Origin of the sequence: uncultured Flavobacterium sp. (assembly GCF_963925415.1) — a bacterium.
In the GTDB taxonomy this organism is placed as follows: Bacteria; Bacteroidota; Bacteroidia; order Flavobacteriales; family Flavobacteriaceae; genus Flavobacterium.
The window spans coordinates 48932-74286 of the sequence record NZ_CAWUTS010000003.1; the positions used below are offsets into that span (position 1 = coordinate 48932).

Annotated in this window: 17 protein-coding genes and 1 pseudogene; 6 read left to right on the forward strand and 12 right to left on the reverse strand. The window is 32.0% G+C overall.

The genetic code is table 11. The features are described from left to right. Window positions 1-60: 60 nt before the first annotated feature. Both AABM47_RS00240 and AABM47_RS00245 read left to right on the forward strand, forming a co-directional pair. Window positions 61-1014, forward strand: a complete 954-nt coding sequence (locus tag AABM47_RS00240; RefSeq protein WP_338408950.1) for a succinylglutamate desuccinylase/aspartoacylase family protein — start codon at window positions 61-63, stop codon at window positions 1012-1014. Continuing rightward, window positions 1007-1570, forward strand: coding sequence for a 5-formyltetrahydrofolate cyclo-ligase (locus AABM47_RS00245; RefSeq protein WP_338408912.1), 564 nt, complete (start codon window positions 1007-1009; stop codon window positions 1568-1570). The genes AABM47_RS00240 and AABM47_RS00245 overlap by 8 nt, the downstream gene beginning before the upstream one ends. Window positions 1571-1575: 5 nt before the next feature. Here AABM47_RS00245 and AABM47_RS00250 read toward each other — a convergent pair whose 3' ends face one another. From AABM47_RS00250 to AABM47_RS00265, 4 genes are all read right to left on the reverse strand, one after another. Then, complete coding sequence (locus AABM47_RS00250; RefSeq protein ID WP_338408913.1) at window positions 1576-2193, reverse strand: lipoprotein signal peptidase; 618 nt, start codon at window positions 2191-2193, stop codon at window positions 1576-1578. Window positions 2194-2289: 96 nt separating this feature from the next. Beyond that, window positions 2290-3651, reverse strand: coding sequence for a DUF5689 domain-containing protein (locus tag AABM47_RS00255; RefSeq protein WP_338408914.1), 1362 nt, complete (start codon window positions 3649-3651; stop codon window positions 2290-2292). A 3-nt stretch (window positions 3652-3654) separates the two neighbouring features. After that, window positions 3655-4287 carry a choice-of-anchor J domain-containing protein gene (locus AABM47_RS00260; protein WP_338408915.1) on the reverse strand — a complete coding sequence of 211 codons (633 nt, stop codon included), beginning with the start codon at window positions 4285-4287 and terminating at the stop codon, window positions 3655-3657. Window positions 4288-4297: 10 nt separating this feature from the next. Next, the gene (locus AABM47_RS00265) at window positions 4298-7108 is read right to left on the reverse strand and encodes a carboxypeptidase-like regulatory domain-containing protein (RefSeq protein WP_338408916.1); all 2811 of its coding nucleotides are present in this window, start codon (window positions 7106-7108) and stop codon (window positions 4298-4300) included. Window positions 7109-7247: 139 nt separating this feature from the next. Between AABM47_RS00265 and AABM47_RS00270 the strand changes: the two are divergent. The 3 genes and pseudogenes from AABM47_RS00270 to AABM47_RS00280 all read left to right on the forward strand — a co-directional run. Next, window positions 7248-8336: pseudogene (locus AABM47_RS00270) on the forward strand (endonuclease/exonuclease/phosphatase family protein); the annotation flags it as partial. A 519-nt stretch (window positions 8337-8855) separates the two neighbouring features. After that, window positions 8856-9389 (forward strand): 3-hydroxyanthranilate 3,4-dioxygenase, encoded by a 534-nt coding sequence (locus tag AABM47_RS00275; protein ID WP_338408917.1) that lies wholly within the window; start codon window positions 8856-8858, stop codon window positions 9387-9389. Between the two features lie 162 nt (window positions 9390-9551). Then, window positions 9552-11105: an aldehyde dehydrogenase family protein gene (locus tag AABM47_RS00280; protein WP_338408918.1), complete on the forward strand. Its 1554-nt coding sequence runs from the start codon at window positions 9552-9554 to the stop codon at window positions 11103-11105. A 66-nt stretch (window positions 11106-11171) separates the two neighbouring features. On the opposite strand, the gene AABM47_RS00285 is transcribed toward AABM47_RS00280, so the two are convergent. Both AABM47_RS00285 and ileS read right to left on the reverse strand, forming a co-directional pair. After that, a complete protein-coding gene (locus AABM47_RS00285; protein ID WP_338408919.1) occupies window positions 11172-11555 on the reverse strand; it encodes a TraR/DksA C4-type zinc finger protein in 384 nt (127 codons plus the stop codon). Window positions 11556-11561: 6 nt separating this feature from the next. Next, window positions 11562-14963 carry an isoleucine--tRNA ligase gene (ileS, locus tag AABM47_RS00290; RefSeq protein ID WP_338408920.1) on the reverse strand — a complete coding sequence of 1134 codons (3402 nt, stop codon included), beginning with the start codon at window positions 14961-14963 and terminating at the stop codon, window positions 11562-11564. Window positions 14964-15205: 242 nt separating this feature from the next. Here ileS and AABM47_RS00295 point away from each other — a divergent pair, with 242 nt between their 5' ends. Next, a complete protein-coding gene (locus AABM47_RS00295; protein ID WP_338408921.1) occupies window positions 15206-16297 on the forward strand; it encodes an acyltransferase in 1092 nt (363 codons plus the stop codon). Here AABM47_RS00295 and recO read toward each other — a convergent pair. The 6 genes from recO to AABM47_RS00325 form a co-directional block, all read right to left on the reverse strand. Continuing rightward, window positions 16277-17002 (reverse strand): DNA repair protein RecO, encoded by a 726-nt coding sequence (recO, locus tag AABM47_RS00300; protein WP_338408922.1) that lies wholly within the window; start codon window positions 17000-17002, stop codon window positions 16277-16279. The two genes, AABM47_RS00295 and recO, sit on opposite strands and share 21 nt — an antisense overlap. A 7-nt stretch (window positions 17003-17009) precedes the next feature. Further along, window positions 17010-19289 (reverse strand): two-component regulator propeller domain-containing protein, encoded by a 2280-nt coding sequence (locus AABM47_RS00305; protein ID WP_338408923.1) that lies wholly within the window; start codon window positions 19287-19289, stop codon window positions 17010-17012. Between the two features lie 106 nt (window positions 19290-19395). Then, entirely contained in the window at window positions 19396-20739 is a 1344-nt protein-coding gene (gene gdhA, locus AABM47_RS00310; protein WP_338408951.1) for an NADP-specific glutamate dehydrogenase, read from the reverse strand. A 312-nt stretch (window positions 20740-21051) separates the two neighbouring features. Next, window positions 21052-22395, reverse strand: coding sequence for a dGTP triphosphohydrolase (gene dgt / locus AABM47_RS00315; protein ID WP_338408952.1), 1344 nt, complete (start codon window positions 22393-22395; stop codon window positions 21052-21054). Between the two features lie 106 nt (window positions 22396-22501). Beyond that, complete coding sequence (locus AABM47_RS00320) at window positions 22502-22726, reverse strand: hypothetical protein (protein WP_338408924.1); 225 nt, start codon at window positions 22724-22726, stop codon at window positions 22502-22504. A gap of 109 nt (window positions 22727-22835) precedes the next feature. Further along, a complete protein-coding gene (locus tag AABM47_RS00325; protein WP_338408925.1) occupies window positions 22836-25268 on the reverse strand; it encodes a ribonucleoside-diphosphate reductase subunit alpha in 2433 nt (810 codons plus the stop codon). Between the last annotated feature and the right edge of the window lie 87 nt (window positions 25269-25355).

The following is a 25355-nucleotide window of genomic DNA, read 5'->3' on the forward strand; positions in this document are numbered from 1 at the left end:
TCTATTGTTGAATTTTATACATTTATATTTTATTAGCATTTTATGAAAAACAAAACAGAAATGTTTTTTTTAGGAGAATCTATTTTGCCCGGAGAAAGCAAAACTATTGAAGTGGAAATTGCAAAAATGCATACCATGTCAAAACTTAAAATTCCTGTTATAATTGAGCGTTCAAAAATTAATGGTCCTACAGTTTTGTTTTGTGCTGGTCTGCATGGAGATGAAATAAATGGAACTGAAATTGTGCGCCAACTTATTCGGGGCAAAATCAATAAACCTAAAAAAGGGACTGTTATTTGTATTCCCATAATTAATGTTTTTGGTTTTGTAAATCAAACCCGTGAATTTCCAGACAAACGTGATTTAAATAGAATGTTTCCTGGCAACAAAAGCGGCTCATTGGCCAGTAGGTTTGCCCATTTTTTAGTTACTGAAATTATTCCAAAAATTGATTATGCTGTTGATTTTCATGCGGGTGGTGCTAGTCGATTTAATGCTGCACAAATAAGAATTGTACCTGATGTTGTTGATTTAAAAAATTTGGCTCAAGTATTTAATGCCCCTTTTACTTTATATGCTAAAAATATTCAAGGCTCTTTTAGAAATGCTTGTACTAAATCTGGAGTTAAGATCTTATTGTTTGAAGGTGGAAAATCATTAGATTTAAATGAAAGCATTACACGCGAGGGTGTTGAAGGAGCAAAACGCATTTTAAACCATTTGGAAATGTTAAATCCCAAAAAAGAGGTTTCAAAAGGAAGTGAAAATGCTGTTTTTATAAAAAAGTCTATTTGGGTAAGGGCAAATTATTCAGGTCTGTTTCATGGTTCTATAACTATTGGAAGTTTTGTAAAAAGAGGCGATATTCTCGCTATGATTTCTGACCCTTTTGGAAAAATAGAACACAAGTTAAAAGCACCAAATGATGGTTATGTGATTAATGTAAATGACGCATCTATAGTGTATCAAGGTGATGCCGTTTATCATATTTCAATTCAATTAGAAAATGAATAAAAGAGACTTAAGAACAAAAATGAAAGATGAAAGACAAAAACTTTCATTTGATGAAATTGAAAACAAGAGTTTAGCAATTGCTAATCAATTGTTGAAACTAGACATTTGGGATCATACATATTTTCATCTTTTTTTACCTATTGAAGAACAAAAAGAAGTAAATACCGAATATATTTTGCAAATTTTACAAGGTAAAGACAAAGAAGTTGTGATATCTAAATCTGATTTTGAATCTATTTCTATGACACATTATTTATTAACTGACAATACAAAAATTAAAAAAAACAGCTATAACATTCCTGAACCCGTTAATGGCTTACCCGTTCCAACAAAAATGATTGAGGTGGTTTTTGTGCCTCTTTTGGCCTATGACATCCAGGGCAATCGGGTAGGCTACGGAAAGGGTTTTTACGATGTGTTTCTATCGCAATGCAACGATGACGTTATAAAAATAGGCCTTTCATTCTTTGAACCAGAAGAATTAATTGAAGATGTTTTTGAGGATGATGTAACATTAAATTTTTGTGTAAATCCTACTGAAATTTTAAAATTTTAAATACATTAATCAGAAGAGATGCTTTCGTCAAAAGCTTTTTTATTAAATACAATCAATATTCCAACTCCAACAGAAATAGCAAAATCTGCCACGTTAAAAATTGCATTAAAGAATGTAAAGGGCTTCCCTCCAATAAAAGGAACCCAATCGGGCATTGGGTAATCTTGGATAAAAGGAAAATAGAACATATCCACTACTTTGCCATGAAACCAAGTTTCATATGGCTGGTCAGAAAAAAGGGTTGCTACTTGATGAACGCTATGGTCAAACAAAACACCATAAAAAACAGAATCAATAATATTACCTAATGCTCCTGCAAAAATTAATATTATGGCTGTAATTAAAAAATTAGAACTTTTTTTATTCAGAGAGTCTTTCAGCCACCACGCAATTGCAAAAACTGCAAAAATTCTAAATAAGGTTAGTACTATTTTACCATAATTGCCGGGTATTTCGATACCCCAAGCCATTCCTTCGTTTTCAATAAAATGTATTCTAAACCAATCTAAATTTAGCACGTTAATAGATTCATTAAGAAAAAAATTTGTTTTTATATATACTTTAGAAATTTGATCTATTAAAAGAACGATGAAAATATAGAGATAGGCTTTCTTTAAAGTCATTTTTTAATGTGTTAATGTGCAAAAGTAATGATTTATTGTATAAAAAAAAACGCTCTTTTTAAGGAAGAGCGTTTTTTTAAATTTTATTTAATGCTATTAATTGATAACAATATCATCTAATTGCATTGTAGTGGTTGGACCACTAACCCCATTGCCTAAATATTGGAAGACAAAAAAGCCGTTTCCAGTAATAGATGAAGGGATATTATAAGATCCACTGCTCGTAAAAGAAGATCCATAACCATTTGTGTTTCCGGATGAAATAGTAAAGTTTGATGTAATATCTACTAAAGTTGCTGTTGTAATTTGTTCACCAGGGGTGTAGTTTGTAGTATAAAACACTTTAAAACAGGTGCCATTATTGTATCCGTCATTTGTTTTAAATGAAAGCGTATTAGCTGCTGTCATGTCTACTGGAACAATAAATAACGATTGGTTTGTTTCTGTATTTCCGCCTCCATAAGAAGTAACTTGTACATATGTATTTCCTCCAAAAGTTTTTCTTTGCCAATATCTACTGCCTTGAGCAGCATCATTAACATATTTTGGAAAATTTTGTTGATTTGTAGTTGTGTAAGATGTAAACGGTTCGTTTAAGGTTGAATTATAAACAATACTAGTGCCAACTATTGGAGGATAAAAATCCAAATCTAAACGGTCATTAATTAAATTAACATCATTAATCGTTCTAACCATAAACTGGTAGTCGCTATTATATTTTGTTAAAACACCTCTTATTTTTCCACTTCCACTTGGAATTGCGTTTGAAGCAAAGTTTGCAAACTCACTAATTCTTACGATTATTGTTTGACCAAATTCGTCTGTTATTAAATGGTTTGTAGCTCCTCCAAAGCTATTTACAGAAGGGTCGTAAAATGTTTTTCCTAAAGAAGCGTCAGTAAATTGAACGTTATTAAACTCAATCAACATATTTAAATATTGATTGTTTTTGGCATTTGAAACGGTTAAAGCTTTCAAAATGTCATTTTCATTTACATCAGTACATGAGCGTTTTATAATGTCTTTATATTCTACTCCGCTTATTCTTCCAACATTGCCATCGTATAAGTTTCCTATAATTGTAGAGCTTTGATAAGTAGAAACATAACGATCTTTCATGTTTATGTATACTAACCTTCCTGGTTCATATTGATTAAATAAATTATAATTGTCAACTGGAACACTAAATCCTTTTGACCCATCAACAGACTGAAAAGAAATAGATTTATAAAAATTTCCTCCTTCATCGCTTGATGTTACATAGGCTTCAATAAAATCGGTCTCTGGATAAATGGTTGCGATTGATGTAGCAATCGAAGTAATTTCAGAAACTTGTTTTGTTGCTGTTAAGTTAATGCATTCCAAACTTAAATCTGGGGCATTATAATCATCACTATTTACACAACTTGTAAAAGCGGCAACAAGAGTGATTGCTGTTAAAATTTTAAATTTTTTCATAGCTTAATTTTCGTAAATTTTTATTTCGTCCAATTGAAACGTTGTGGTTGGATTAGATGTTTTACTTCCTTGATATCTAAAAGCAATTCTTACATTAGTGCTGTTATAACTACTAATGTCCATTGGTTCACTTGGTATTGTTAAATCATTTTGAGAACTATTATTTGGCAATATTGGGTTTAATTCGGTCCAACTTGCAGTTGCAATCCCTGGAATTGTTCCGTCATAATTTTCAGAGATATAAACGGTTAAAACATTTCCGTTAAAGAAACGGTTAACCGAATTAAAAGACAATACTTCGTTATTTGAAGAAGATAAATCTATGGCACTTGAAATTAACCATGCATCATCACTTGATCCAGAAGCAGAATAATAAGAAGAAAATTCAGCAAATTTATTTCCGCCAAATGTTTTTCCAGACCACACTCTAGTCCCTGAGGTATTTGTATTGATCCATCCATCAAGGTTAATGGCAATTTCATTTGCCCCACTACCTGGCGTTATATCTTCAAAATTTTCTGAAAACACAACTGGTTTTAGGGTTGGAATATCAAAATCGTCCTCATTTACACAACTTGTAAAAAGGGTCAAAATAAGTGTCATTAAGACTATTGTTTTTATACATATATTTTTCATAGTTCTTTTTTTAGAAATTAAAGTACACGTTTACAAAGTAAGTTCTTCCGTATCCGTAGAAGTATTTTGGTCCAAAAGTACGTGATCCTGTTGATGGATCATTTGTAATACTTACTAAATCATTTTGTAAATCTGGGAACGTAGCTTTTCGTGATTGCTCAAATCCGCCTGTTTTGTATGTAATGTCAAACACATTATTAATTACTGCAAAAACTCCAAAGGTGTTTCTGTTTTTGCTGCTAATTCTCCAAGACTTACCCCCTATAATATTAATTAAAGTTGTGGGATCAAATTTTTCTTGTTTCAAAAGGTTTCTTACTGATGTTTCATTTGCTCCATCAAAAGATATTCCTGTTGATCCGTCTATTGTAAAATTATCTGTTCTTAATACATTAGATACATCTATATAGCTGTCTGCTAAATAATTTATGTTAGCACTTATCCACCAAAACTTTGGGTCTCTGTATTCTAAGCCAAAAGAATAAGCTTGCTGTGGCATTCCTGCCTGCTTATAATTTTTTAAAAATGACTGTCCAAAAGAAGTTACTGGATTAGGATTTGTTGCGCTTGCTTGTGCATCATCGTTAATGTATAAATTTGGATTATTTTCATAAATATATTGTCCGTATGATGCTGCCCCTGTTGTTTTTATTGTAGACGTAATTTGATACTCTAAACCTATTTCTAAACCAATATTACGTTTATTAATACCTGTTACAATCTCACTTATAAAAGCATCTTCATCACCTACCACATCAGATATATTTTCAGCATAATAGAAAGATATTTCTCTGGTGTTTTTTATTTTTGTCATAAAACCCGTAACTCTTGCTTTTAATTTTGGAGACCTAATGATATAACTAGCGTCCATGCTTGAAATGTTTTCGCTTTGTAAATCTGGTGTAAGGTTATTGTTTAGTCTGCTGTTAGAAAATGTGTTTCTTAAATTTGGAGCTTTTGTTAAATACCCTGCATTAAAGCTTAGTAAATGGCGGCCCGTTAATTTATAAGTCAAACCTCCTTTAAAACCAAAATTTTCAAAATTTATTTTTTCACTATCCCCATAAGAGTTGGTTGCATAAATGCCGTTTTTATAAAGTCCTTCTCTTTGATATTGAGTTCTTACAAAAGATTGAGCTAAATAAAAATCTACCTTATTATAGGTAAACTTAAATTGTGTAAAAGCATCTGCAACTACAGCGTTTAAATTATAGTTATATCCATATTCATCACCTACTTCTATTTGTCTGTTTGGATTATTCACGTCTGATTGAGAAGCGTCTCCAGCATAAAAAGAATCAACGTCTAAGTAGTAACTTCCGCCCATTAAATCTGTTAAACTTTGAAAGTTATGCGATTTTAATTTTTTGAATGAAACCCCTGCGTTTAAACTAATATGATCTGATAAACTTGAGTTTAAAATAGAGTTCGCACTAAATTGATCATCATCCGTTCTATCTTCATATAAGGCATAAATACTTCTGCCTTGAAAAGAACTGTTTTGATTTGCTACGTACATTGCATTCCAATTGACCTGACTGTTATTTAAAAAGAAGGTTTTTGCATTTGCTGCTCCATCTAAATTAGGAGCCCAATCACCATTGTTGTCAAAGCTGTTTAAAAAATAACTAGGTAAATTTCTGTAATACGATGGGTCTGGGTTGTTTCCGTTTGTAAAATCAATTCTAGAATTAGCTATAGAACCTGTTTGATATGAAACGTTTGTATTTAATCTATTATTTTCATTAATTTTCCAATAATGTGATAAGATCAACATGGGCTCTTGAATGTCTTTATCTCTAGAGTTTCTTTTTTTACCGTCTTGGTAGCCCCAATATGAATTATATTTAACGCCCATTAAATCGGTTACTTCTTGAGAGTTAGGAGAGCTTTTTCCTCTACTATTTTGAGCAATTATTGAAGTTAAGTTGATGCTATGATTCTCATTAATTTTTTTTTCTACACTCGCAAAAAATGAGTTGGCACTGTAATCTGTTCCTTCAAAATATCCTTCTTGAGCCCATCTTCTCGATGCAGATAAAGTATAAGCCCATCCATCTTTGTTAAATCCTGAAGCATAGGTTGCCATAGCTCTCGAACTGTAGTTTGTGTTTGTACTTGAATACGTAATTCTTGAACCTGGTCGATAAAAAGAAGCTCTTGTATTTATTTCTTGTGTTCCTAGAATGTTTCCAAAAGTATAGTCTGATGGAGCAGTACCCATAGAAAATTCTTGGTTTCTTGTAGCGTCATTTAATCCACCCCAATTGCCCCATTGTGGTCTACCGTCATATAATTTATTCATTGATAAACCATTGATCATTGTAACACCATATTCATTATCTAAACCTCTTAATCTAAATCTAGCTTGACCCCAATTAAAAGCGGCCGCTTGCTGAAAAATATCTCTACTGGCCTGCAGTAATCCAGATGTGCTTTCTGATCCACTATTGTCGTCGCCTAAGTCATTTTCTGTAAGGGTTACCAAACTTAGTTGCTTTTCTGAAGTAATATCTTCTTCCAGAAAAAGCGTTCCAATGTCTAATAATTCACCTGGTGTAAGTTCTAATTGAAAAACCTGAGAAACATATCCTGAATACGTTACTATTAATGAGTTACTCCCTGTTGGCGCTTGTTCAAATATAAAAACGCCGTTTGGTTTTGTCACTTTTGCTTGATTTGTACTTTCAATAGTCAATACAACGTTTTGAAGTGGTTTTAAAGTTTTTGAATCTATAACTTTTCCTGTTAAACTAGACTCTTGACTGAAAGTCACTAGTGTTTGTACTACTAATAAAATACTTAATATTAGTTTTTTCATAAAAAATTAAATTAATTTCGAATATTAATGTTGAGTTAAGGGTTTTGCTAAAAAGCATGTAAATGTACAATATTTAATAATATTATATACCTTTGAATCCAATTGTGAAAATATTTCACAAAAAAATAACATAAAGAAAATGACTATAAAACATTCATTAGTAATTTTATTTCTTTTATCTCTTATAAATCAAGGGTTTTCACAAGAAAAAAAATATGAAGTTCACACCATTGCATTCTATAATTTAGAAAATTTATTTGACACCATAAATGATCCTAGTATAAATGATGAAGAATATTTACCTATAAAAGGATGGACAAGTAAAAATTATAAAAAAAAATTAACTAATTTAAGCGTCGTTTTATCTCAAATTGGCACTAATGACCAACAAAAAAGCAGCCCAACCATTATTGGTGTTTGTGAAATTGAAAACAGAAGAGTTTTAGAAGACCTTGTTAAACAACCTCTTTTGTTAGATAAAAACTATAAAATTGTTCATTTTGATTCTCCCGACTTTAGAGGTATTGATACCGGTTTTTTATATGATCCTAAGCATTTTAATCCCATTAGTTTTGCAAATATTCCTTTGTATATTTATAAAGGAGAAAATAAAAAAACCAAAAAAGAAAAAGAAGAGTTTACTGATGATGGAGAGTCTATAGACTCCAAATCAAAAAGAGTTTATACAAGAGATCAATTATTGGTAACGGGTCTTTTAGACGGCGAGGAAATAAGCTTTATAGTAAATCACTGGCCATCTCGCTCAGGTGGTGAAAAAAGAAGCAGTCCGTATAGAGAAGCTGCTGGGGCCTTAAACAGAAAAATAATAGATTCTTTATTTAAAATAAATCCTAACGCAAAAATTATTACAATGGGTGATTTAAATGATGGCCCTTATAACAAAAGTGTTAAAAAAGAATTAGGAGCAGTTGCGCATAAAGAAGATTTACAAAAATTTGGCACATACAACCCTATGGAAGAAATGTCTAATAACGGAATAGGATCTTTAGCATATAGAGATTCTTGGGATTTGTTTGATCAAATAATATTAACTGAACCGTTTATTAAAAAGGATTATTCATCTTGGGTCTATTGGAAAGCTGGCGTATATAACAAAGATTTTTTAATTCAAAAAGAAGGACAATATAAAGGCTACCCCTTAAGAAATTCTAATGGTGTTGCCGGTTTTAGTGATCACTTCCCTGTATATGTTTATTTGATTAGAGAGCAAGGGAGAAATAAAAACATAATATCAAAAACTATTTCAAAAAATAATAAAATAAAATTTTCCAAAACCAATGAAGGCCAAATTGAAATCCCTTGTTTTGTTAACAACACTTCTTTAAGCTTTGTTTATGATGCTGATTTAGAAGGCGTACTGATATCAGGAAAAGAGGCTTTGTTTTTATTAAAAACCAATAAAATTAAGCCTATAAATTACTCAGGCGAGCAACCATACTCTCTTTCAGAAGGAAGAATATCTCAAGGATCAACATTATTAATAGATACAATAACGTTTGATGGGTTTGTGTTAAAAAATGTTACTGCGGTTGTTTCAAACAGTATCAATTCGGCACTACAAATTGGAGAAAAAACATTAAAGCAATTAGGTGAAATAGAAGTAAATTATAAAGAAAGCACACTGATAATTACAAAATAAAAAGTACAATTTAATTTGTTTATTAAAGGTTAGTTTAGGCTAACCTTTTTTATTTTTAGTAACTTTGTGTTTCAAAAATAAATTGCTATGCCTACACAAAAACCATTCAACCTAAATAAATGGATCAAAGAAAACAGAGCTTTACTAAAACCTCCTGTTGGAAATAAAAATCTATATGTCGATTCTGGTGATTATATTGTAATGATTGTAGCCGGACCAAATGCAAGAAAAGATTACCATTATAATGAAACCGAAGAATTATTTTATCAATTAGAAGGTACTATTACAATCTTTATTCAAGAAGATGGTGTAAAAAAAACAATGGAATTAGGCCCTGGAGACATGTTTCTTTTGCCTGCAAAAGTGCCTCATTCTCCTATTCGATCGGCCAATTCAATTGGATTAGTAATTGAAAAAAAACGGGCTCATTTAAATTTAAATGATGGTCTAGTATGGTACTGTGATAATTGTAACCACAAGTTGCATGAGGTGTATTTTGAATTAAAAAACATTGAAATTGATTTCTTTAATCACTTCCACCATTTTTATACTTCAAAAAAATTGAGAACCTGTAAAAACTGCAGCACAGAAATGGAAACCGATTTAAGGTTTATAAAATAGAACTTTTTTTAAAATTTTTAAATCCTTAATGCCACGAGCCTTGTTAATGTATTTAAAAAATTAATATTAATACGGGAATTACTCTCTGGGTTAATTATGAATATGTCAAAAAAAACCCTTATTTTTGTTTCATATTAAACAAAATCATTAAATAAAGTTATAATGTCAACAATAGCCCAACAATTCGGAATGATTGAAGCACTAGAAAAACTAGGTGTAAAAGCCATAAACGAAGGAACCTCAACAGGAAACAATTGGTTTTCAAACGGAGAAATCATTGAAAGTTATTCGCCAGTTGATGGTCAATTAATAGGAAAAGTAAAAACAACAACTGCTGCAGATTACGAAAAAGTAATGCAATCAGCAACTGCTGCTTTTAAAACTTTTAGAACAATGCCTGCACCACAAAGAGGTGAAATTGTGCGTCAGTTTGGAAACAAATTAAGAGAATTAAAAGAGCCCTTAGGCAAGTTAGTCTCTTATGAAATGGGAAAATCACTACAAGAAGGTTATGGTGAGGTACAAGAGATGATTGATATATGCGATTTTGCTGTTGGTTTATCTCGTCAGTTAAATGGGCAAACAATACCTTCAGAACGACCTGGGCACGTAATGCGTGAACAGTGGCATTCTATAGGAGTTGTAGGGATTATTTCTGCATTCAACTTTCCCGTAGCGGTTTGGGCTTGGAATACCGCTTTGGCTTGGATTTGTGGCGATGTTTGTGTTTGGAAAGGTTCTGAAAAAGCTCCTTTATGTACAATAGCTTGTCAAAACATTATAGCTGAAGTTTTAAAAGAAAACAACTTACCAGAAGGTATTTCGTGCATCATTAATGGTAATTATAAAGTTGGTGAAATGATGACTACGGATGCCCGAATTCCGTTAATTTCTGCAACAGGTTCGACTCGAATGGGAAGAATTGTTGGAGCTAAAGTAGCCGAACGTTTCGGTAAATCTTTATTAGAATTAGGTGGAAATAATGCAATTATAATTACTCCAACTGCAGACTTAAAAGTAGTTGTTCCTGGTGCTGTATTTGGTGCTGTTGGAACTGCTGGACAACGTTGTACTTCTACCAGAAGATTAATCATTCACGAATCAGTATACGAAAAAGTAAGAGATGCTATTGTGGGTGCTTATGGTCAATTGACTATCGGAAATCCATTAGATCAAAAAAATCACATCGGACCACTTATCGACAAAGATTCTGTAAACACATATTTAGCAGCAATTGAATCAGCTAAAGCTGAAGGTGGAAAAGTATTGGTTGATGGTGGTGTGCTTTCGGGTAAAGGATACGAATCTGGTTGTTATGTAAAACCAGCTATTATTGAGGCAGAAAACTCCTTTAAAATTGTGCAACACGAAACGTTTGCACCCGTTTTATATTTGATGAAGTATTCTGGCGAAGTTGAAAACGCAATTGATATACAAAATGGTGTAGTTCAGGGGTTATCATCTGCAATTATGACTAACGAATTAAAAGAAGCAGAAAAATTCTTATCGTTTTCAGGTTCAGATTGTGGAATTGCCAATGTAAATATTGGAACTTCTGGTGCTGAAATTGGGGGTGCATTTGGAGGTGAAAAAGAAACTGGAGGTGGTCGTGAGTCGGGTTCTGATGCTTGGAAAGTATATATGAGACGCCAAACAAATACCATAAACTACTCAGACGAATTGCCTTTAGCACAAGGAATTAAATTTGATTTGTAGGAAATAGAACAAAGAAAAACCCTTCTAAACAATAAAGTTGAGAAGGGTTTTTATTTAAAGCAAAATTTATCGCTGCATGTTTTTAGCTTCAATGCTCATTGTAGCATGAGGAACAATTTTTAAGCGCTCTTTGTTAATAAGTTGCCCGGTTACTTTACAAATACCGTAGGTTTTGTTTTCAACACGAAACAGGGCGTTTTTTAAATCACGAATAAACTTTTCTTGTCTAATGGCTAATTGAGAATTTGCTTCTTTAGACATTGTTTCGCTACCTTCTTCAAATGCCTTAAACGTTGGTGATGTGTCGTCTGTACCATTGTTTAGGTCATTCATATAAGCACTTTTTATTAAATCTAAATCATATTGCGCTTTTGCAATTTTATTTAAAATCAATTCTTTAAATTCAGCCAAATCTGCGTCTGAAAATCTCATGTTTTGTTCTGATGTCATTTTATATTATTTGGAGATTAATATATTTGTTTTTATATCGTCAAATTCTATTTCTGTTCCATTATTTATTAAATCTACAAAAATTAAACTATCGGTTAGGGTTTCTGATTTTATATAAGCTTCATTACTTTTAATTGCTTCTTCTAAAATACCGTTTTTTTGCAATTCTACTTTTATTTTATCCGTTACTTCAAAACCACTATCTTTTCTAATGTTTTGAATTCTGTTCACTAACTCTCTAGCTATTCCTTCATTTTTTAATTCCTGACTGATGGTTATATCTAAGGCTACTGTAATTCCATTAGAGCTGGCAACCATCCATCCAGGAATATCTTGGGATGTAATCTCTACATCTTCAATGGTTAAATTTATGCTTTTTCCTTGAATATTTATAATTAAACTTCCTTTAGCGTCTATCTCACTTATTTGTTCTTTTGAAAAAGACTGTATCTCTTTGGTAATCAAACCTATATCTTTTCCGAAACGGGGTCCAAGCGCTTTAAAATTTGGCTTAATGTGCTTAACTAATACACCCGAATCATCGTCTAAAAGGATGATTTCTTTAACATTAACTTCGGCTTTTATTAAGTCTGAAACTGCTTCAATTTCGGCCCTTTGTTGCGCGTCAAGTATTGGAATCATTACTTTTTGTAAGGGTTGTCGTACTTTAATCATTTCCTTTTTACGCAACGATAATACCAATGATGAAACCGTTTGTGCTTTTAACATTTTACTTTCCAAAGATTTATCAACATATTTGTCAACATATTCAGGAAATTTAGACAAATGTACACTATCAAAATTTTCAGACTGTGTAGCTTGCGTTAAATCTCTGTAAAGTTTATCCATAAAGAAAGGTGCAATAGGCGCACTTAACTTAGAAACGGTTAGCAAACAGGTGTATAAAGTTTGATAGGCTGCAATTTTATCGGTTCCATATTCCCCTTTCCAGAAACGTCTTCTGCATAAACGAACGTACCAGTTGCTTAAGTTTTCTTGAACAAAATTAGATATTGCTCTAGCCGCTTTTGTAGGTTCATAATCGGCATAATAAACATCTACATTTTTTACTAAAGTATTTAATTCAGATAAAACCCAGCGGTCAATTTCGGGTCTTTCGTTTAAAGGAATTTCGGCTTCAGTATAGGTAAAGTTATCAATGTTTGCATATAAACTAAAAAAAGAATATGTGTTGTATAAGGTTCCAAAAAATTTACGGCGTACTTCTGCAATTCCTTCAAGATCAAATTTTAAATTGTCCCATGGATTTGCATTTGAAATCATATACCAACGCGTAGCATCTGGCCCATATTCGGTTAAAGTAGTAAATGGATCAACAGCGTTTCCTAATCGCTTTGACATTTTTTGTCCATTTTTATCTAAAACTAATCCGTTTGAAACTACATTTTTATATGCAATTTTATCAAAAACTAAAGTGCCTATTGCATGTAATGTATAAAACCAACCGCGTGTTTGATCTACACCTTCGGCTATAAAATCTGCTGGAAAATCTTGATTGTTGTCAATTTTTTCTTTGTTTTCAAATGGATAATGCCATTGTGCATAAGGCATCGCCCCTGAGTCAAACCAAACATCAATTAAGTCGCTTTCTCGTTTCATTGGTTTTCCAGATGCAGAAACCAGTACAATTTCATCTACTACATTTTTATGCAAATCAACTAAATCGTAATTTGAGTCACTCATATTTCCAGCTTCAAACCCTTTAAAAGGATTTTTGGATTGAAAACCCGCTGCTACTGATTTTTCAATTTCGTTATATAATTCTTCAATTGAGCCAACTAATATTTCTTCTGTTCCTTCTTCATTTCTCCATATAGGTAGTGGAATTCCCCAATATCTAGAACGTGATAAATTCCAATCGTTTGCGTTTTTTAACCAATTACCAAAACGTCCTTCTCCGGTTGCTTTTGGCTTCCAATTAATGGTTTCGTTGAGATTAAACATGCGATCTTTAACTTCGGTAACTTTTATAAACCACGAATCTAAAGGATAATATAAAATAGGCTTGTCCGTTCTCCAACAATGTGGATAACTGTGCACGTATTTTTCTACTTTAAAGGCTTTGTTTTCTTCTTTTAACTGAATGGCTATTTCAACATCAACAGATCGTTCTGGGGCTTCATTTTCATTGTAATATTCGTTTTTAACATATTTACCCGAAAATGTTGCTAAACCTTGAATAAATTTTCCTTGTAAATCTACTAAAGGCACTAAATTATCATTTTCATCCTTAACTAACATTGGAGGAATTTCTGGAATAGCTTCTTTTGCTACTTTAGCATCGTCTGCTCCAAATGTTGGTGCAGTGTGCACAATTCCTGTTCCGTCTTCTACAGTTACAAAATCTCCTGCAATAACTCTAAATGCATTTTCTGGATTGTCATTTGGGACTGCTAATTTCATCAATTGTTCGTAGCGAATGCCCACTAAATCAGACCCTTTAAATTGGGCTAAAATTTGGTATGGAATTTTTTTATCGCCTTCTTTAAAATTTTCATAATCTGAAGCTTTATTCGATTCAAAAAATCCTTTACTAAATTGTTTCCCTACTAAATTTTTAGCCAAAATTACTTTTGAAGGACAAAACGTATATTGATTAAACGTTTGTACTAAAACATAATCAATTTTTGGACCAACTGTTAAGGCGGTATTTGAAGGCAAAGTCCAAGGAGTTGTGGTCCATGCTAAAATATGAACATCTCCAAATTCCGTTAAAAAACTTGGCAATGATTTGTTTATTACTTTAAATTGAGCCACAACCGTAGTGTCAGTAACATCTCTATAGCTTCCTGGTTGATTTACTTCGTGCGAAGACAAACCTGTTCCTGCTTTTGGTGAATAGGGCTGTATGGTATACCCTTTATAAATTAAATCTTTGTTATAAATTTCTTTAAGCAACCACCAAACCGTTTCCATGTATTTGGATTTATAGGTAACATAAGGGTCTTCCATATCTACCCAATAGCCCATTTTTTCAGTAAGATCATTCCATACGTCTGTATAGCGCATAACCGTTTTCTTACAAGCTTCATTATATTCAGAAACCGAAATAGTTTTCCCAATGTCTTCTTTTGTAATACCTAATTCTTTTTCTGTACCAAGTTCTACCGGTAAACCATGTGTGTCCCAGCCTGCTTTTCGTTTTACTTGATACCCTTTTTGGGTTTTATAGCGACAAAAAATATCTTTAATTGCTCGAGCCATTACATGGTGAATGCCCGGTAAACCATTAGCTGAAGGAGGCCCTTCAAAAAACACAAAAGCTTGGTTTCCTTCGCGAGAAGTAACAGATTGTTCAAATATCTTATTTTCTTTCCAAAATTTAAGGGTTTCTGTTGCTACAGTTGGTAAGTCAAGTCCCTTATATTCAGTAAATTTTGTGCTCATTTTGTTGTTTTCTTAAATCAATTTGCGAAAGTAAGGAATTTTGAAAAAAAGAACAGCTATTTAGTTAAAATTCATCATTTTTTTATGATAATTATAGATTTATAAAGGCAATGCTAAAAATTATGAAAAAATTTCTTTAAAACATTAAGAGATATAGTTGCCCTTTATAATAAAAAATAAATCATTAGGAATATTAATATTTAAAAAATAAATTTGGAAACCATTCTAAACTAAAATTTTAAATGAAAAAAATTCCTAATATTACAGGATTAAGGTTTTTTTTAGCTGTTTGTGTTTTGATTTTTCATACGTCAGAATTTTGCAGTAAACACAATATTCCATTTTATAATAATTTACCAATATTTAATAAAGGATATGAGGCCGTTTGTATGTTTTTTTCATTAAGTGGTTTTTTAATTATAAGACAGCTCTATGTCGAAAAAAAATCATCTGATACTATTTCACTTAAGAAGTTTTATTTAAGACGGTCGTTGAGAATTTTTCCACTTTATTTTTTAATTTTATCTTATGGCTTCTTACATTATAATTTTATTCTTCCAAAATTTGGTTTTGAAGGTGACTTCAATAACAATTATAATTTAATTGAAGGAATACTCCTTTCGGTTTTTTTTATGCCAAATGTATTTGCTAGTATACACAGTCCTGGTGGAATAATTGAGATATTATGGTCATTAGGTGTTGAAGAGCAGTTTTATTTATTTATTGCCCCTATGTTATTTTTGATTCCTTTAAAAAAACATGTGCTTTTTTTATTGTTTTTTACATTTATATTTTTTGGTTTATATTTTTATGTTGAAGAAAGTTTGTTGTCCAAGTTTGGTATGCTATTTTTCTATTTTACTTCAAGTGGAATAATTTCAGTTTTGTTATTAGAAAAAAAGATTTTATTAAATAGTACCGTAATTCGTTTTATTTTAATTTCTCTTTTTATTATTTATTTTTCAACTACTATTTTTGTTGATTTTTTATCAAATGCAAATTATAATCTTGTAAGTATGCTTCTTTTTTCTATTGTAATTGGCTCATTAAGTTGCAATTCATATTTTTTATTAAATAATCATTTAATTACATATCTTGGTAAAATATCTTATGGAATTTATATGTTTCATCCTATTGTGGTTCAATTTACTGGATTGCTGTATCTCAAATTATTTTTGAAAATGGAAATAAACAGTTTTTTGATTATTCTTTTTTATAATATATTTGTAGTAGCTTTAACACTTATTATGTCTTATTTGTCTTACAAATATTTTGAGACTTTTTTTATAAAACTTTACCCAAAAAACTCTTCCCTAAGTAAAAACCTCCTTTAAAACCTCCAAAGATTTGGGTTTTTTAAACCCGTCTAAATGCGCAGCATAATAATCGAGAAGTATTTTTAAAAGAATTTGTCTTTCTGCAGCAGCAAAGTTTTTTTGGTTATCTTCAAATTTAACATCAATCAATCTGTTAAACAAACTTGTTTGATGTTGCGACAAACAACTTGTGCCTTGTAATGGAGAAAACACCCCTTCAATTGTTTCAAAATAAGCTAAGTCTCTTTGCGAAATGTCAGGATAAAAGCCTAAATATTTTGTTATTTCTAAAAGTAAAATTAAATGGAAATTAGAAACCTCATCGTTGGTGTCTAGCCATTGTAATGCTGTTTCGAGATATAAAAAAAGATTTTCGTTTTTTTCTTCTTCTTTGATGCTGTGGTGCAACACTTCTGAAAGAAAAATTACAATTGTACTTTTAAAGATATTTGTATTAATTGATTGATACGGAAAAGATAGTTTAACTTCTTTAAAATGTTCTAATGTACCTTTGTTTTTGTGGTGGGCTTCAATTTCAAGAATGTTTAAAAGCTGAAAATAAGCCATTTTGTTGGATGACGATTGTAAGGTCTTTTGAGAAGAAAAGGCATTTCTAACAAAGTAAGATTTAAGCCCGTCAGACTGTGTAAAACATTTGACAATAAGGCTTTTTTCTTGAAATTTTAATGTGGAAATTACAATGGCTTTTGTTTTTACTTGCATTTTAAGGTTACCGTATAATCATTACTTTTTTTACTTTAGTTTCAAGACCGTCATCTGATGAAATAAAAATCATATAAACCCCCGATGCAACTTTATATTTTCCAAAAGCACTGGTGTCCCATTCAATAGTTCCTCCTTCGGATGTTGTTTCGTATACCAAATTACCTTCAATATCTGTAATTTTAACATTCGCATCATTTATTAAACCACTTACTTTTACAGTGCCCAAAAAATCAGGGCGAACGGGGTTTGGATAAACAAACACATTGGCTAAATCATCACTTGGTTTTGTATTTGTACCTAAAAAAGATATTAATCCTTTTTCTGTGGCAAAAAAAACTTCCCCAGAGGCACCGTCAATTTCAATATCTAATATGTTATTACTAGGTAAGGGAGAGTTTTCATTTGTAAAATGATAACGTGTTTCTTGTCCATTAGGCGAAACTAAAAAAACTCCAGCACCAGCAATTGAAACCCATTTATTGTTAGCACCATCTACGGCAATATCTATAATGGATTGCTGGTAAAATAATTCTTGAGCTAATCCGTCTTCTTCAATAATTATGGCTTTAGCGGTTAACTCTGTTTCATTAATAAATTGATCAACAGAGGTTAAAACGCGCAACCCTCTATACGTTCCTATCCATAATTGATTGCTGTTGTCTATGGCCAAACATCTAACGCCTAAACTAGGCAAGTTACCTGCATCTTCAGCTTTTAAAAAAATAAATTTATTGTTGTAATTTTCATTAAACCCAATTAGGCCGTTTGCTCGATAAGATGGAATCCATTTTGTATTATTTTTATCCACAACTAATGGGGCATATAGTTCTGATGTAGCATCAACTAATTCGTTAGACAAATCTATAGATTGCCACTGACCATTTGATCTTAGAACTTTTAATCCCTTATTTACAAGAGCATTTGTCATCCATAAATTGCCGTCGTTGTCATATGCAGGCCCATTTATTCGTACAGAAATATATGTTGGAATTACTAATTGTTGATTTTCTAGCCCGTCTGGACCTGTGTTTGTTTCGTTAAAAATTGAAATATCTCCGTCTTTAATTCGCAGTAATCCATTATGATGTGACGCTATATATATTTCAGATTCATCATTTGGGTTTGCGGTTATATTGCTCAAAGTTGTTGCGCCTAATAATTGATTATAAGGGATAATGTTCCAACCGCCTTCATTGGAAAACTTACTTATACCTGCTTCTAGAAGGTTAGGGTGATATGTTATATCATAGCCTCCGTAGACTGCCCATAGTGACTCCGTCGTTTTTTTTATCCTAAAAATATAATTTTGAACAGGGCCGTCAGGAGATAACAATTCAAAGTTTGTGGGGTTTGATAATTGGGTTTGATACAGGCCCTCTTTTTTTGTTCCTATAAATAAATTATCGTTGATACTAACGGCACACGAAAATTGATTAATATTTTCTAGAATTTGTGTAATATGAGCAATGGTTGAAAACAAAATGTCTAAAACAAACACATGATTACTGCAGGTAATTACTAAATTATCGCTTGTTGAAATAAACTTTATTGCTTGTTGCGGAAGAGAAAATACTTGTTGAAAAGTTGTTCCGTTGTGTTTGTAAATTATATTATTAGCGTTTAACACTACTAATTGATTGTTAAAATTTGTAATTCCTTGCCAAAGCCCATTGTCAAAAGTTTGCCATTGACTATAATCTATTAAATTAGGATTTGCTATTAAAGCTGTTTTAATTCCTTGATTACTGGTAACTGCATATATTGAACCGTTATAAACGACGGTTTGTAACACCGGTACGTTTTCACCACCAGACCCTATATAATACGTGTCTTCAAACTCTAAATTTGAGAGTTTAAGAACACTTATTCCATAATTTGTTGAAATAAAAACTTTACCATCATGTTCATAAAAGTGATTTATTTTTTTGGCATTTGGAGGAACGGGCACTTGATTAATAATATCAACTTTATTAATTATTGTTCCGTCATTGTTTGCAATAATTAGCAAGCCATTATCATTTCCTGTTAGGGTTAAATTATAATTTTGACTGTAATAAACCGCCGTAATTGTTTGAGGTTTAAATCCATCAATTGAGTTTCTAATGTTTATATCGCCAGATGTAATGTTTTTTGAAAACAACGCATTTTCTGTTGCAGCTATTACTTTAGTATCTCCATAAGAAATGTCAATAATTTCATTATAAGAAAAATATCCTTTCCAAAGTTGATTGCTTTGTGAAAAAGATAAAACAGAAAAAAATAAGAATAAAAACGTCTTTTTCATTTGAATTATTTGAAGCAAATATAATACAAACGTTTGTATTATATTTTTATGATAAAAAAAGTCCTTCAATTGAAGGACTTTTTTTAAAATATATTAAAAAGCGTGTTTAAACCACTCCTTGAGCAAGCATAGCATCAGCAACTTTTACAAAACCGGCAATATTAGCGCCTTTAACATAGTCTACATAGCCATCAGAATCTTTACCATATTTGACACAAGCTTCATGAATATTTGCCATGATGCTTTTGAGTTTTTCATCTACTTCTTCGCTTGACCAGCTTAAACGTATTGAATTTTGAGACATTTCTAAGCCTGATGTTGCTACACCACCCGCATTAGATGCTTTTCCTGGCGCAAACAATATTTTTGCTTTATGAAATACTTCAATGGCCTCTGGAGTCGTTGGCATGTTGGCCCCTTCGGCAACACAGATACATCCGTTTGATACCAAAGTTTTTGCTTCGTCTTCGTTTAATTCATTTTGAGTCGCACAAGGTAAAGCTACATCACATGCAACTCCCCAAGGGCGTTTTCCTGCCACAAATTTTGCATTAGGATATTTTTTTACATATTCTGAAATTCTTGAGAAATCAACATTTTTTATTTGCATAATATGCGCAAGACGTTCCGCATCAATTCCGTTTTCATCGTAAATATATCCTGATGAATCTGAAGCCGTAACAACTTTTGCGCCTAATTCTGTTGCTTTTTCAATTGCGTATTGTGCTACATTTCCTGAACCAGAAACTACAACTGTTTTGCCGTTGAAACTTTCTCCTTTTGTTGCTAGCATGCTTTGAGCAAAATATACATCTCCATAACCTGTAGCTTCAGGACGTATTAATGATCCCCCGAATGAAATTCCTTTTCCAGTTAAAACACCAGAAAATTCATTTCTTAATCTTTTATATTGTCCAAACATAAATCCTACTTCTCTTCCTCCTACACCTATATCACCAGCAGGCACATCTGTGTTTCCACCTATATGACGAGACAACTCAGTCATAAATGATTGACAAAAACGCATGATTTCATTTTCTGATTTTCCTTTTGGATCAAAATCGGCTCCACCTTTTCCACCACCCATTGGCAATGTAGTTAAACTGTTTTTAAAGGTTTGTTCAAAAGCAAGAAATTTTAAAATGCTTAAATTTACCGAAGGGTGAAAACGAATACCTCCCTTATAAGGTCCAATTGCAGAATTCATTTGAATTCTATAACCTCGGTTTACTTGTGTTTTTCCATCATCATCTGTCCAGACTACTCTAAACATGATAACTCTTTCTGATTCTACCATACGCTCCAAGAGCATTTTGTTTTGGTATTTATCGTTTTGTTCAATAAAAGGGATAACTGTTTCAGCTACCTCTTTAACAGCCTGCATAAACTCTGGCTCGTTTGGGTTTCTTTTAGCAACCGCATCAATAAATGATGAAATATTTGCATTCATAATTGGTGTAATTATAGTTTTAGAAAACGTTTTCGTAATTGTTGACAAATATACATTTATTTGTAATAATAAAGTTTATTATTTAAAAAACTGGATGAAAATTAACCTCCTTTTATGAATTTCTTATTTTGATGCCAAATTTTACTTACTTGGTTTTAAAAATTTAAACAATTGCTTTTTAAATAATTATTTATTTAAACAATTAAAAATATGAGAAGGATAAATAATTAAAAAGATTTAGTTGGTGTTTTTATTTATTTAGAAAGTAAATTGAATTTATAAAAAAAAACAGTGTTAATGTTTTAAAAAAAATTAACAGTTATTAGATTCAATTGTGTTGTATAATTGTAATGCTTTTCCGTCAGTAAGCATTGAAACAAAGTGACAAATATGCAATAATCTTTCGTATAAATTTTCTTTTTGAAAATGATACCTTTCAGGTAATACCTTTAAAATTAATTTATCATAACTGGTTGCGTTACCGTTTATATTATTGTTGTATGCTGTACAAAATTTATCTAAAAGAGTATTGATAACTTTGTAACCAACCAATTCTTTTTCAAGAACTTCTCTGCTTTGATAAACGTTTTTAATGCTGATTTGAATGATGTCGTTCATTTGTGCAGCATACTGACTTTTATCCATCAGGGCATGTGGAAACTTTCCATTTAAAATAGCTTCTTCATTTTTAACAAATATTTTTACTGCATCTTGTATTAAACTTCCAATGGCTAAAGCTCTTAAATAACTAATCCTATCTTCTTTTGTAGTAAGGGCGTTGTATTTTTTGGTATCAATGCCGTTTTTGACTAATTTAATTAAATATTCTAAAGCAAATTCTTCTTGAATTAAGCCTAGGTTTATGCCGTCTTCAAAATCTATTATGGTATAACAAATATCATCTGCGGCTTCAACTAAATAGGCTAATGGATGCCTTTCAAACCCGATGTCGCCATTTGATTTGTTGGGCATAAGGCCTAATTCATTTGCAACATCACAAAAAAACAATTTGTCTTGTTGAAAAAAACCATATTTTTTATCGCATATTTTAGGTGTTGGTTTTTTAGGCAAGCTTTCCTTTGGGTATTTCATAAAAGCACCAAGGGTAGCATATGTTATTCTAATAGATCCTTCAATTCCTTCACGAGATGTTGTTAAAACTGAAAATCCGTTTGCATTGCCTTCAAAATCTATTAAGTCTTGCCACTCTTTATTGGTAACTTTGTCTTTAAATTGTTTGCCGTTTCCTGTTTTAAAATATTCTCCAATAACTTTTTCTCCTGAGTGACCAAAGGGTGGGTTTCCTATGTCGTGTGCTAGTGAAGCTGCTGCTACAATAGCTCCAAAATCATTCATTTGAAAGCCGTGAATTTCTGATAAATGAGGGTGTTTTTCGAGGATTTTTTTTCCGACTAATCTCCCTAAAGAACGTCCTACAACAGACACTTCTAAGCTATGAGTCAATCTGTTATGAACAAAATCTGTTTTTGACAAGGGGATAACTTGGGTTTTGTCTTGCAAACTTCTAAAAGCCGAAGAAAAAATGATTCTGTCGTAATCTACCTCAAAACCAAGACGTGTTTCGTCTTCTTCTTTTCGAAGTCTCTTACTTGTATCGCCTTGCCTTTTTAAGGATAATAATTGTTCCCAGTTCATCATAAAAATATGTTTTATTTATATCAAAGTTTTTCATACAATGATGGATGTAATACCAACTTATTAGCCCTAATTTGGAATGTAATTAAAAGTAACCCTTTCTCTTTTATTCTTTAAGATTAGCTAAAAAGAAATTTCGTGATTTTTTTGGATACTTATCATAACTTATATCGCTAGGGTTTTCAATAATAGTTTTGATGTTTACCTCATCTCCTATTTTAAATGATGCAACAGTGTATTTATAATCTAATAAATAAGGGCCACAGAAAAAGTTTCCGTCTGTATCTTGCTCAATTATTCCTGTATGAACGCCTTTTTTTTCTTTTGACATGATTGTTGTATTTTTATTTTTTCAAATGTACAAATTGTAATTCTAATATAACAAAACAGCCCTCAAATTAATGAAGGCTGTTTTTCACTTTATTTTTTTCTCTATTACCTTAAGAACCACACATTTCACAATCATCTATATCAGCATTTTTTGCTAATTCAATCATTGCTTTGTATTCATCTGCTGTCATTTCTACAGGTTCGTTAACAACCGCTATAGATTCCAATTCGGGTTTAATCATTGGTTTTTCTACAACTGCTGTAGGTTCTGTTTTTTTATCGTTATTTAGGGTAAACTTAATTGCGTCAACAGCAGATTTTGTTCGCAAGTAATACATCCCTGTTTTTAAGCCGCTTTTCCAAGCATAAAAATGCATTGAAGTTAACTTAGAATAGTTGGCATCTTGCATAAACAAGTTCAACGATTGCGATTGGTCTACAAAATAACCTCTTTGTCGAGACATATCAATAATGTCTTTCATTGAAAGTTCCCAAACGGTTTTGTAAAGTTCTTTTAAATCTTGAGGAATATTGAGGTCTTGAACAGAACCGTTGTTACGCATTAAATCTTGTTTTAAGGTTTCGTTCCACAAGCCTAAATCTACTAAATCGTGTAATAAATGTTTGTTTACTACTATAAATTCGCCCGATAATACTCTTCTAGTATAAATGTTAGATGTGTAGGGCTCAAATGCTTCATTGTTTCCAAGAATTTGTGATGTTGAAGCGGTTGGCATTGGCGCTACTAAAAGCGAGTTTCTAACGCCATTTTTCATGACTTCTTTTCTTAAACTTCCCCAATCCCATCTGCCTGATAATTCTTCATCTTTGATATTCCAAAGATTGTGTTGAAACTCTCCTTGAGATATAGGAGATCCTTCAAATGTAGAATAAGGCCCTTCTTCAATTGCCAGTTCCATAGAAGCTGTTACGGCTGCAAAGTATAAAGTTTCAAAAATTTCTTGATTTAATTTTTTTGCTTCATCGCTTGTAAATGGCAAACGAAGTAAAATAAAAGCATCCGCTAATCCTTGAACACCTAATCCAACTGGTCGATGACGAATATTTGAGTTTTCAGCTTCAGGAACTGGATAATAATTTCTGTCGATAACCTTGTTTAAATTGCGTGTAACTCTTTTGGTTACTTTAAACAATAAGTCATGATCAAACTTTCCGTTTTCAACAAACATAGGTAACGAAATAGAAGCTAAATTACAAACCGCTATTTCATCTGGAGCAGTATATTCCATAATCTCAGTACAAAGATTTGAAGAACGAATGGTTCCTAAATTTTTTTGATTTGATTTGCGGTTTGCTGCATCTTTATACAACATGTATGGTGTTCCTGTTTCTATTTGCGATTCGAGTATTTTTTCCCAAAGCTCATGTGCTTTGATTGTTTTTCTTCCTTTTCCTGCTTTTTCGTATGACGTATATAGTGCTTCAAATTCATCGCCATAAACGTCACATAGTTCAGGGCATTCGTTTGGACACATTAAGGTCCAATCAGCGTTTTCTTGCACGCGTTTCATAAATAAATCTGAAGTCCACATCGCAAAAAACAGATCTCTTGCACGCATTTCTTCCTTGCCTGTGTTCTTTTTTAAATCTAGAAATTCAAAAATATCGGCGTGCCACGTTTCAAGATAAATAGCAAAACTTCCTTTACGCTTTCCACCACCTTGATCTACATATCGAGCTGTATCGTTAAATACACGAAGCATAGGCACAATGCCGTTTGAAGTTCCGTTTGTTCCTCGAATATAAGAACCTGTGGCTCGCACATTATGAATAGAAAGTCCTATTCCGCCCGCTGATTGTGAAATTTTAGCGGTTTGTTTTAATGTGTCATAAATACCGTCAATACTATCGTCTTTCATCGTTAATAAAAAACAAGATGACATTTGAGGCTTGGGCGTTCCTGCGTTAAATAGCGTTGGTGTTGCGTGTGTAAAAAACTTTTTAGACATTAAGTCATATGTTTCTAAAACGGCTTCAATATCGTTTAAGTGTATGCCAACCGAAACGCGCATTAACATATGTTGGGGTCTTTCAACAATTTTTCCGTTTATTTTTAACAAATAAGAACGTTCTAATGTTTTAAAACCAAAGTAATCGTAATTAAAGTCTCTGTTATAAATAATATAGGAATCTAGAACGGCAGCGTTTTCTTGAATTACTTCATATACTTCTTGAGATAAAAGAGGTGCGTCTTTACCCGTTCTTGGGTTTACATAATTAATCATTTCTGTTGCTGTTTCAGAAAATGACTTCGTTGTGTTTTTGTGTAAATTAGAGACTGCTATACGAGCTGCAAGTTGTGCATAATCTGGGTGAGATATAGTCATAGAGGCGGCAGTTTCTGCGGCAAGATTGTCTAGTTCTGACGTGGTAACTCCATCATACAGTCCTTCAATTACTCGCATGGCAACTTTTACTGCATCTACTAAATCATTTAAACCATAACACAGTTTTTTAATTCGGTCTGTGATTTTGTCAAAACTTACGGGTTCTTTGTGACCGTCTCTTTTTACTACGTACATAATGTTTTTGTTTTTAACAATAAAAAATCCCTTTTCTATTGTTGGTTTATTTGTTAAGTTTTTTTGTGCTAGCATTGCTGCGTAGCG

Bases quoted from the DNA above. Each gene is read 5' to 3' on its own strand.
- AABM47_RS00240 (WP_338408950.1), top strand. From the start codon at position 61: ATGTTTTTTTTAGGAGAATCTATTTTGCCCGGAGAAAGCAAAACTATT.
- AABM47_RS00265 (WP_338408916.1), bottom strand. From the start codon at position 7,108: ATGAAAAAACTAATATTAAGTATTTTATTAGTAGTACAAACACTAGTG.
- AABM47_RS00275 (WP_338408917.1), top strand. From the start codon at position 8,856: ATGCCTACACAAAAACCATTCAACCTAAATAAATGGATCAAAGAAAAC.
- AABM47_RS00255 (WP_338408914.1), bottom strand. From the start codon at position 3,651: ATGAAAAAATTTAAAATTTTAACAGCAATCACTCTTGTTGCCGCTTTT.
- AABM47_RS00305 (WP_338408923.1), bottom strand. From the start codon at position 19,289: ATGAAAAAGACGTTTTTATTCTTATTTTTTTCTGTTTTATCTTTTTCA.
- AABM47_RS00260 (WP_338408915.1), bottom strand. From the start codon at position 4,287: ATGAAAAATATATGTATAAAAACAATAGTCTTAATGACACTTATTTTG.
- recO (WP_338408922.1), bottom strand. From the start codon at position 17,002: ATGCAAGTAAAAACAAAAGCCATTGTAATTTCCACATTAAAATTTCAA.
- dgt (WP_338408952.1), bottom strand. From the start codon at position 22,395: ATGAACTGGGAACAATTATTATCCTTAAAAAGGCAAGGCGATACAAGT.
- AABM47_RS00250 (WP_338408913.1), bottom strand. From the start codon at position 2,193: ATGACTTTAAAGAAAGCCTATCTCTATATTTTCATCGTTCTTTTAATA.
- AABM47_RS00325 (WP_338408925.1), bottom strand. From the start codon at position 25,268: ATGTACGTAGTAAAAAGAGACGGTCACAAAGAACCCGTAAGTTTTGAC.
- AABM47_RS00245 (WP_338408912.1), top strand. From the start codon at position 1,007: ATGAATAAAAGAGACTTAAGAACAAAAATGAAAGATGAAAGACAAAAA.
- AABM47_RS00320 (WP_338408924.1), bottom strand. From the start codon at position 22,726: ATGTCAAAAGAAAAAAAAGGCGTTCATACAGGAATAATTGAGCAAGAT.
- AABM47_RS00285 (WP_338408919.1), bottom strand. From the start codon at position 11,555: ATGACATCAGAACAAAACATGAGATTTTCAGACGCAGATTTGGCTGAA.
- AABM47_RS00280 (WP_338408918.1), top strand. From the start codon at position 9,552: ATGTCAACAATAGCCCAACAATTCGGAATGATTGAAGCACTAGAAAAA.
- ileS (WP_338408920.1), bottom strand. From the start codon at position 14,963: ATGAGCACAAAATTTACTGAATATAAGGGACTTGACTTACCAACTGTA.
- AABM47_RS00295 (WP_338408921.1), top strand. From the start codon at position 15,206: ATGAAAAAAATTCCTAATATTACAGGATTAAGGTTTTTTTTAGCTGTT.
- gdhA (WP_338408951.1), bottom strand. From the start codon at position 20,739: ATGAATGCAAATATTTCATCATTTATTGATGCGGTTGCTAAAAGAAAC.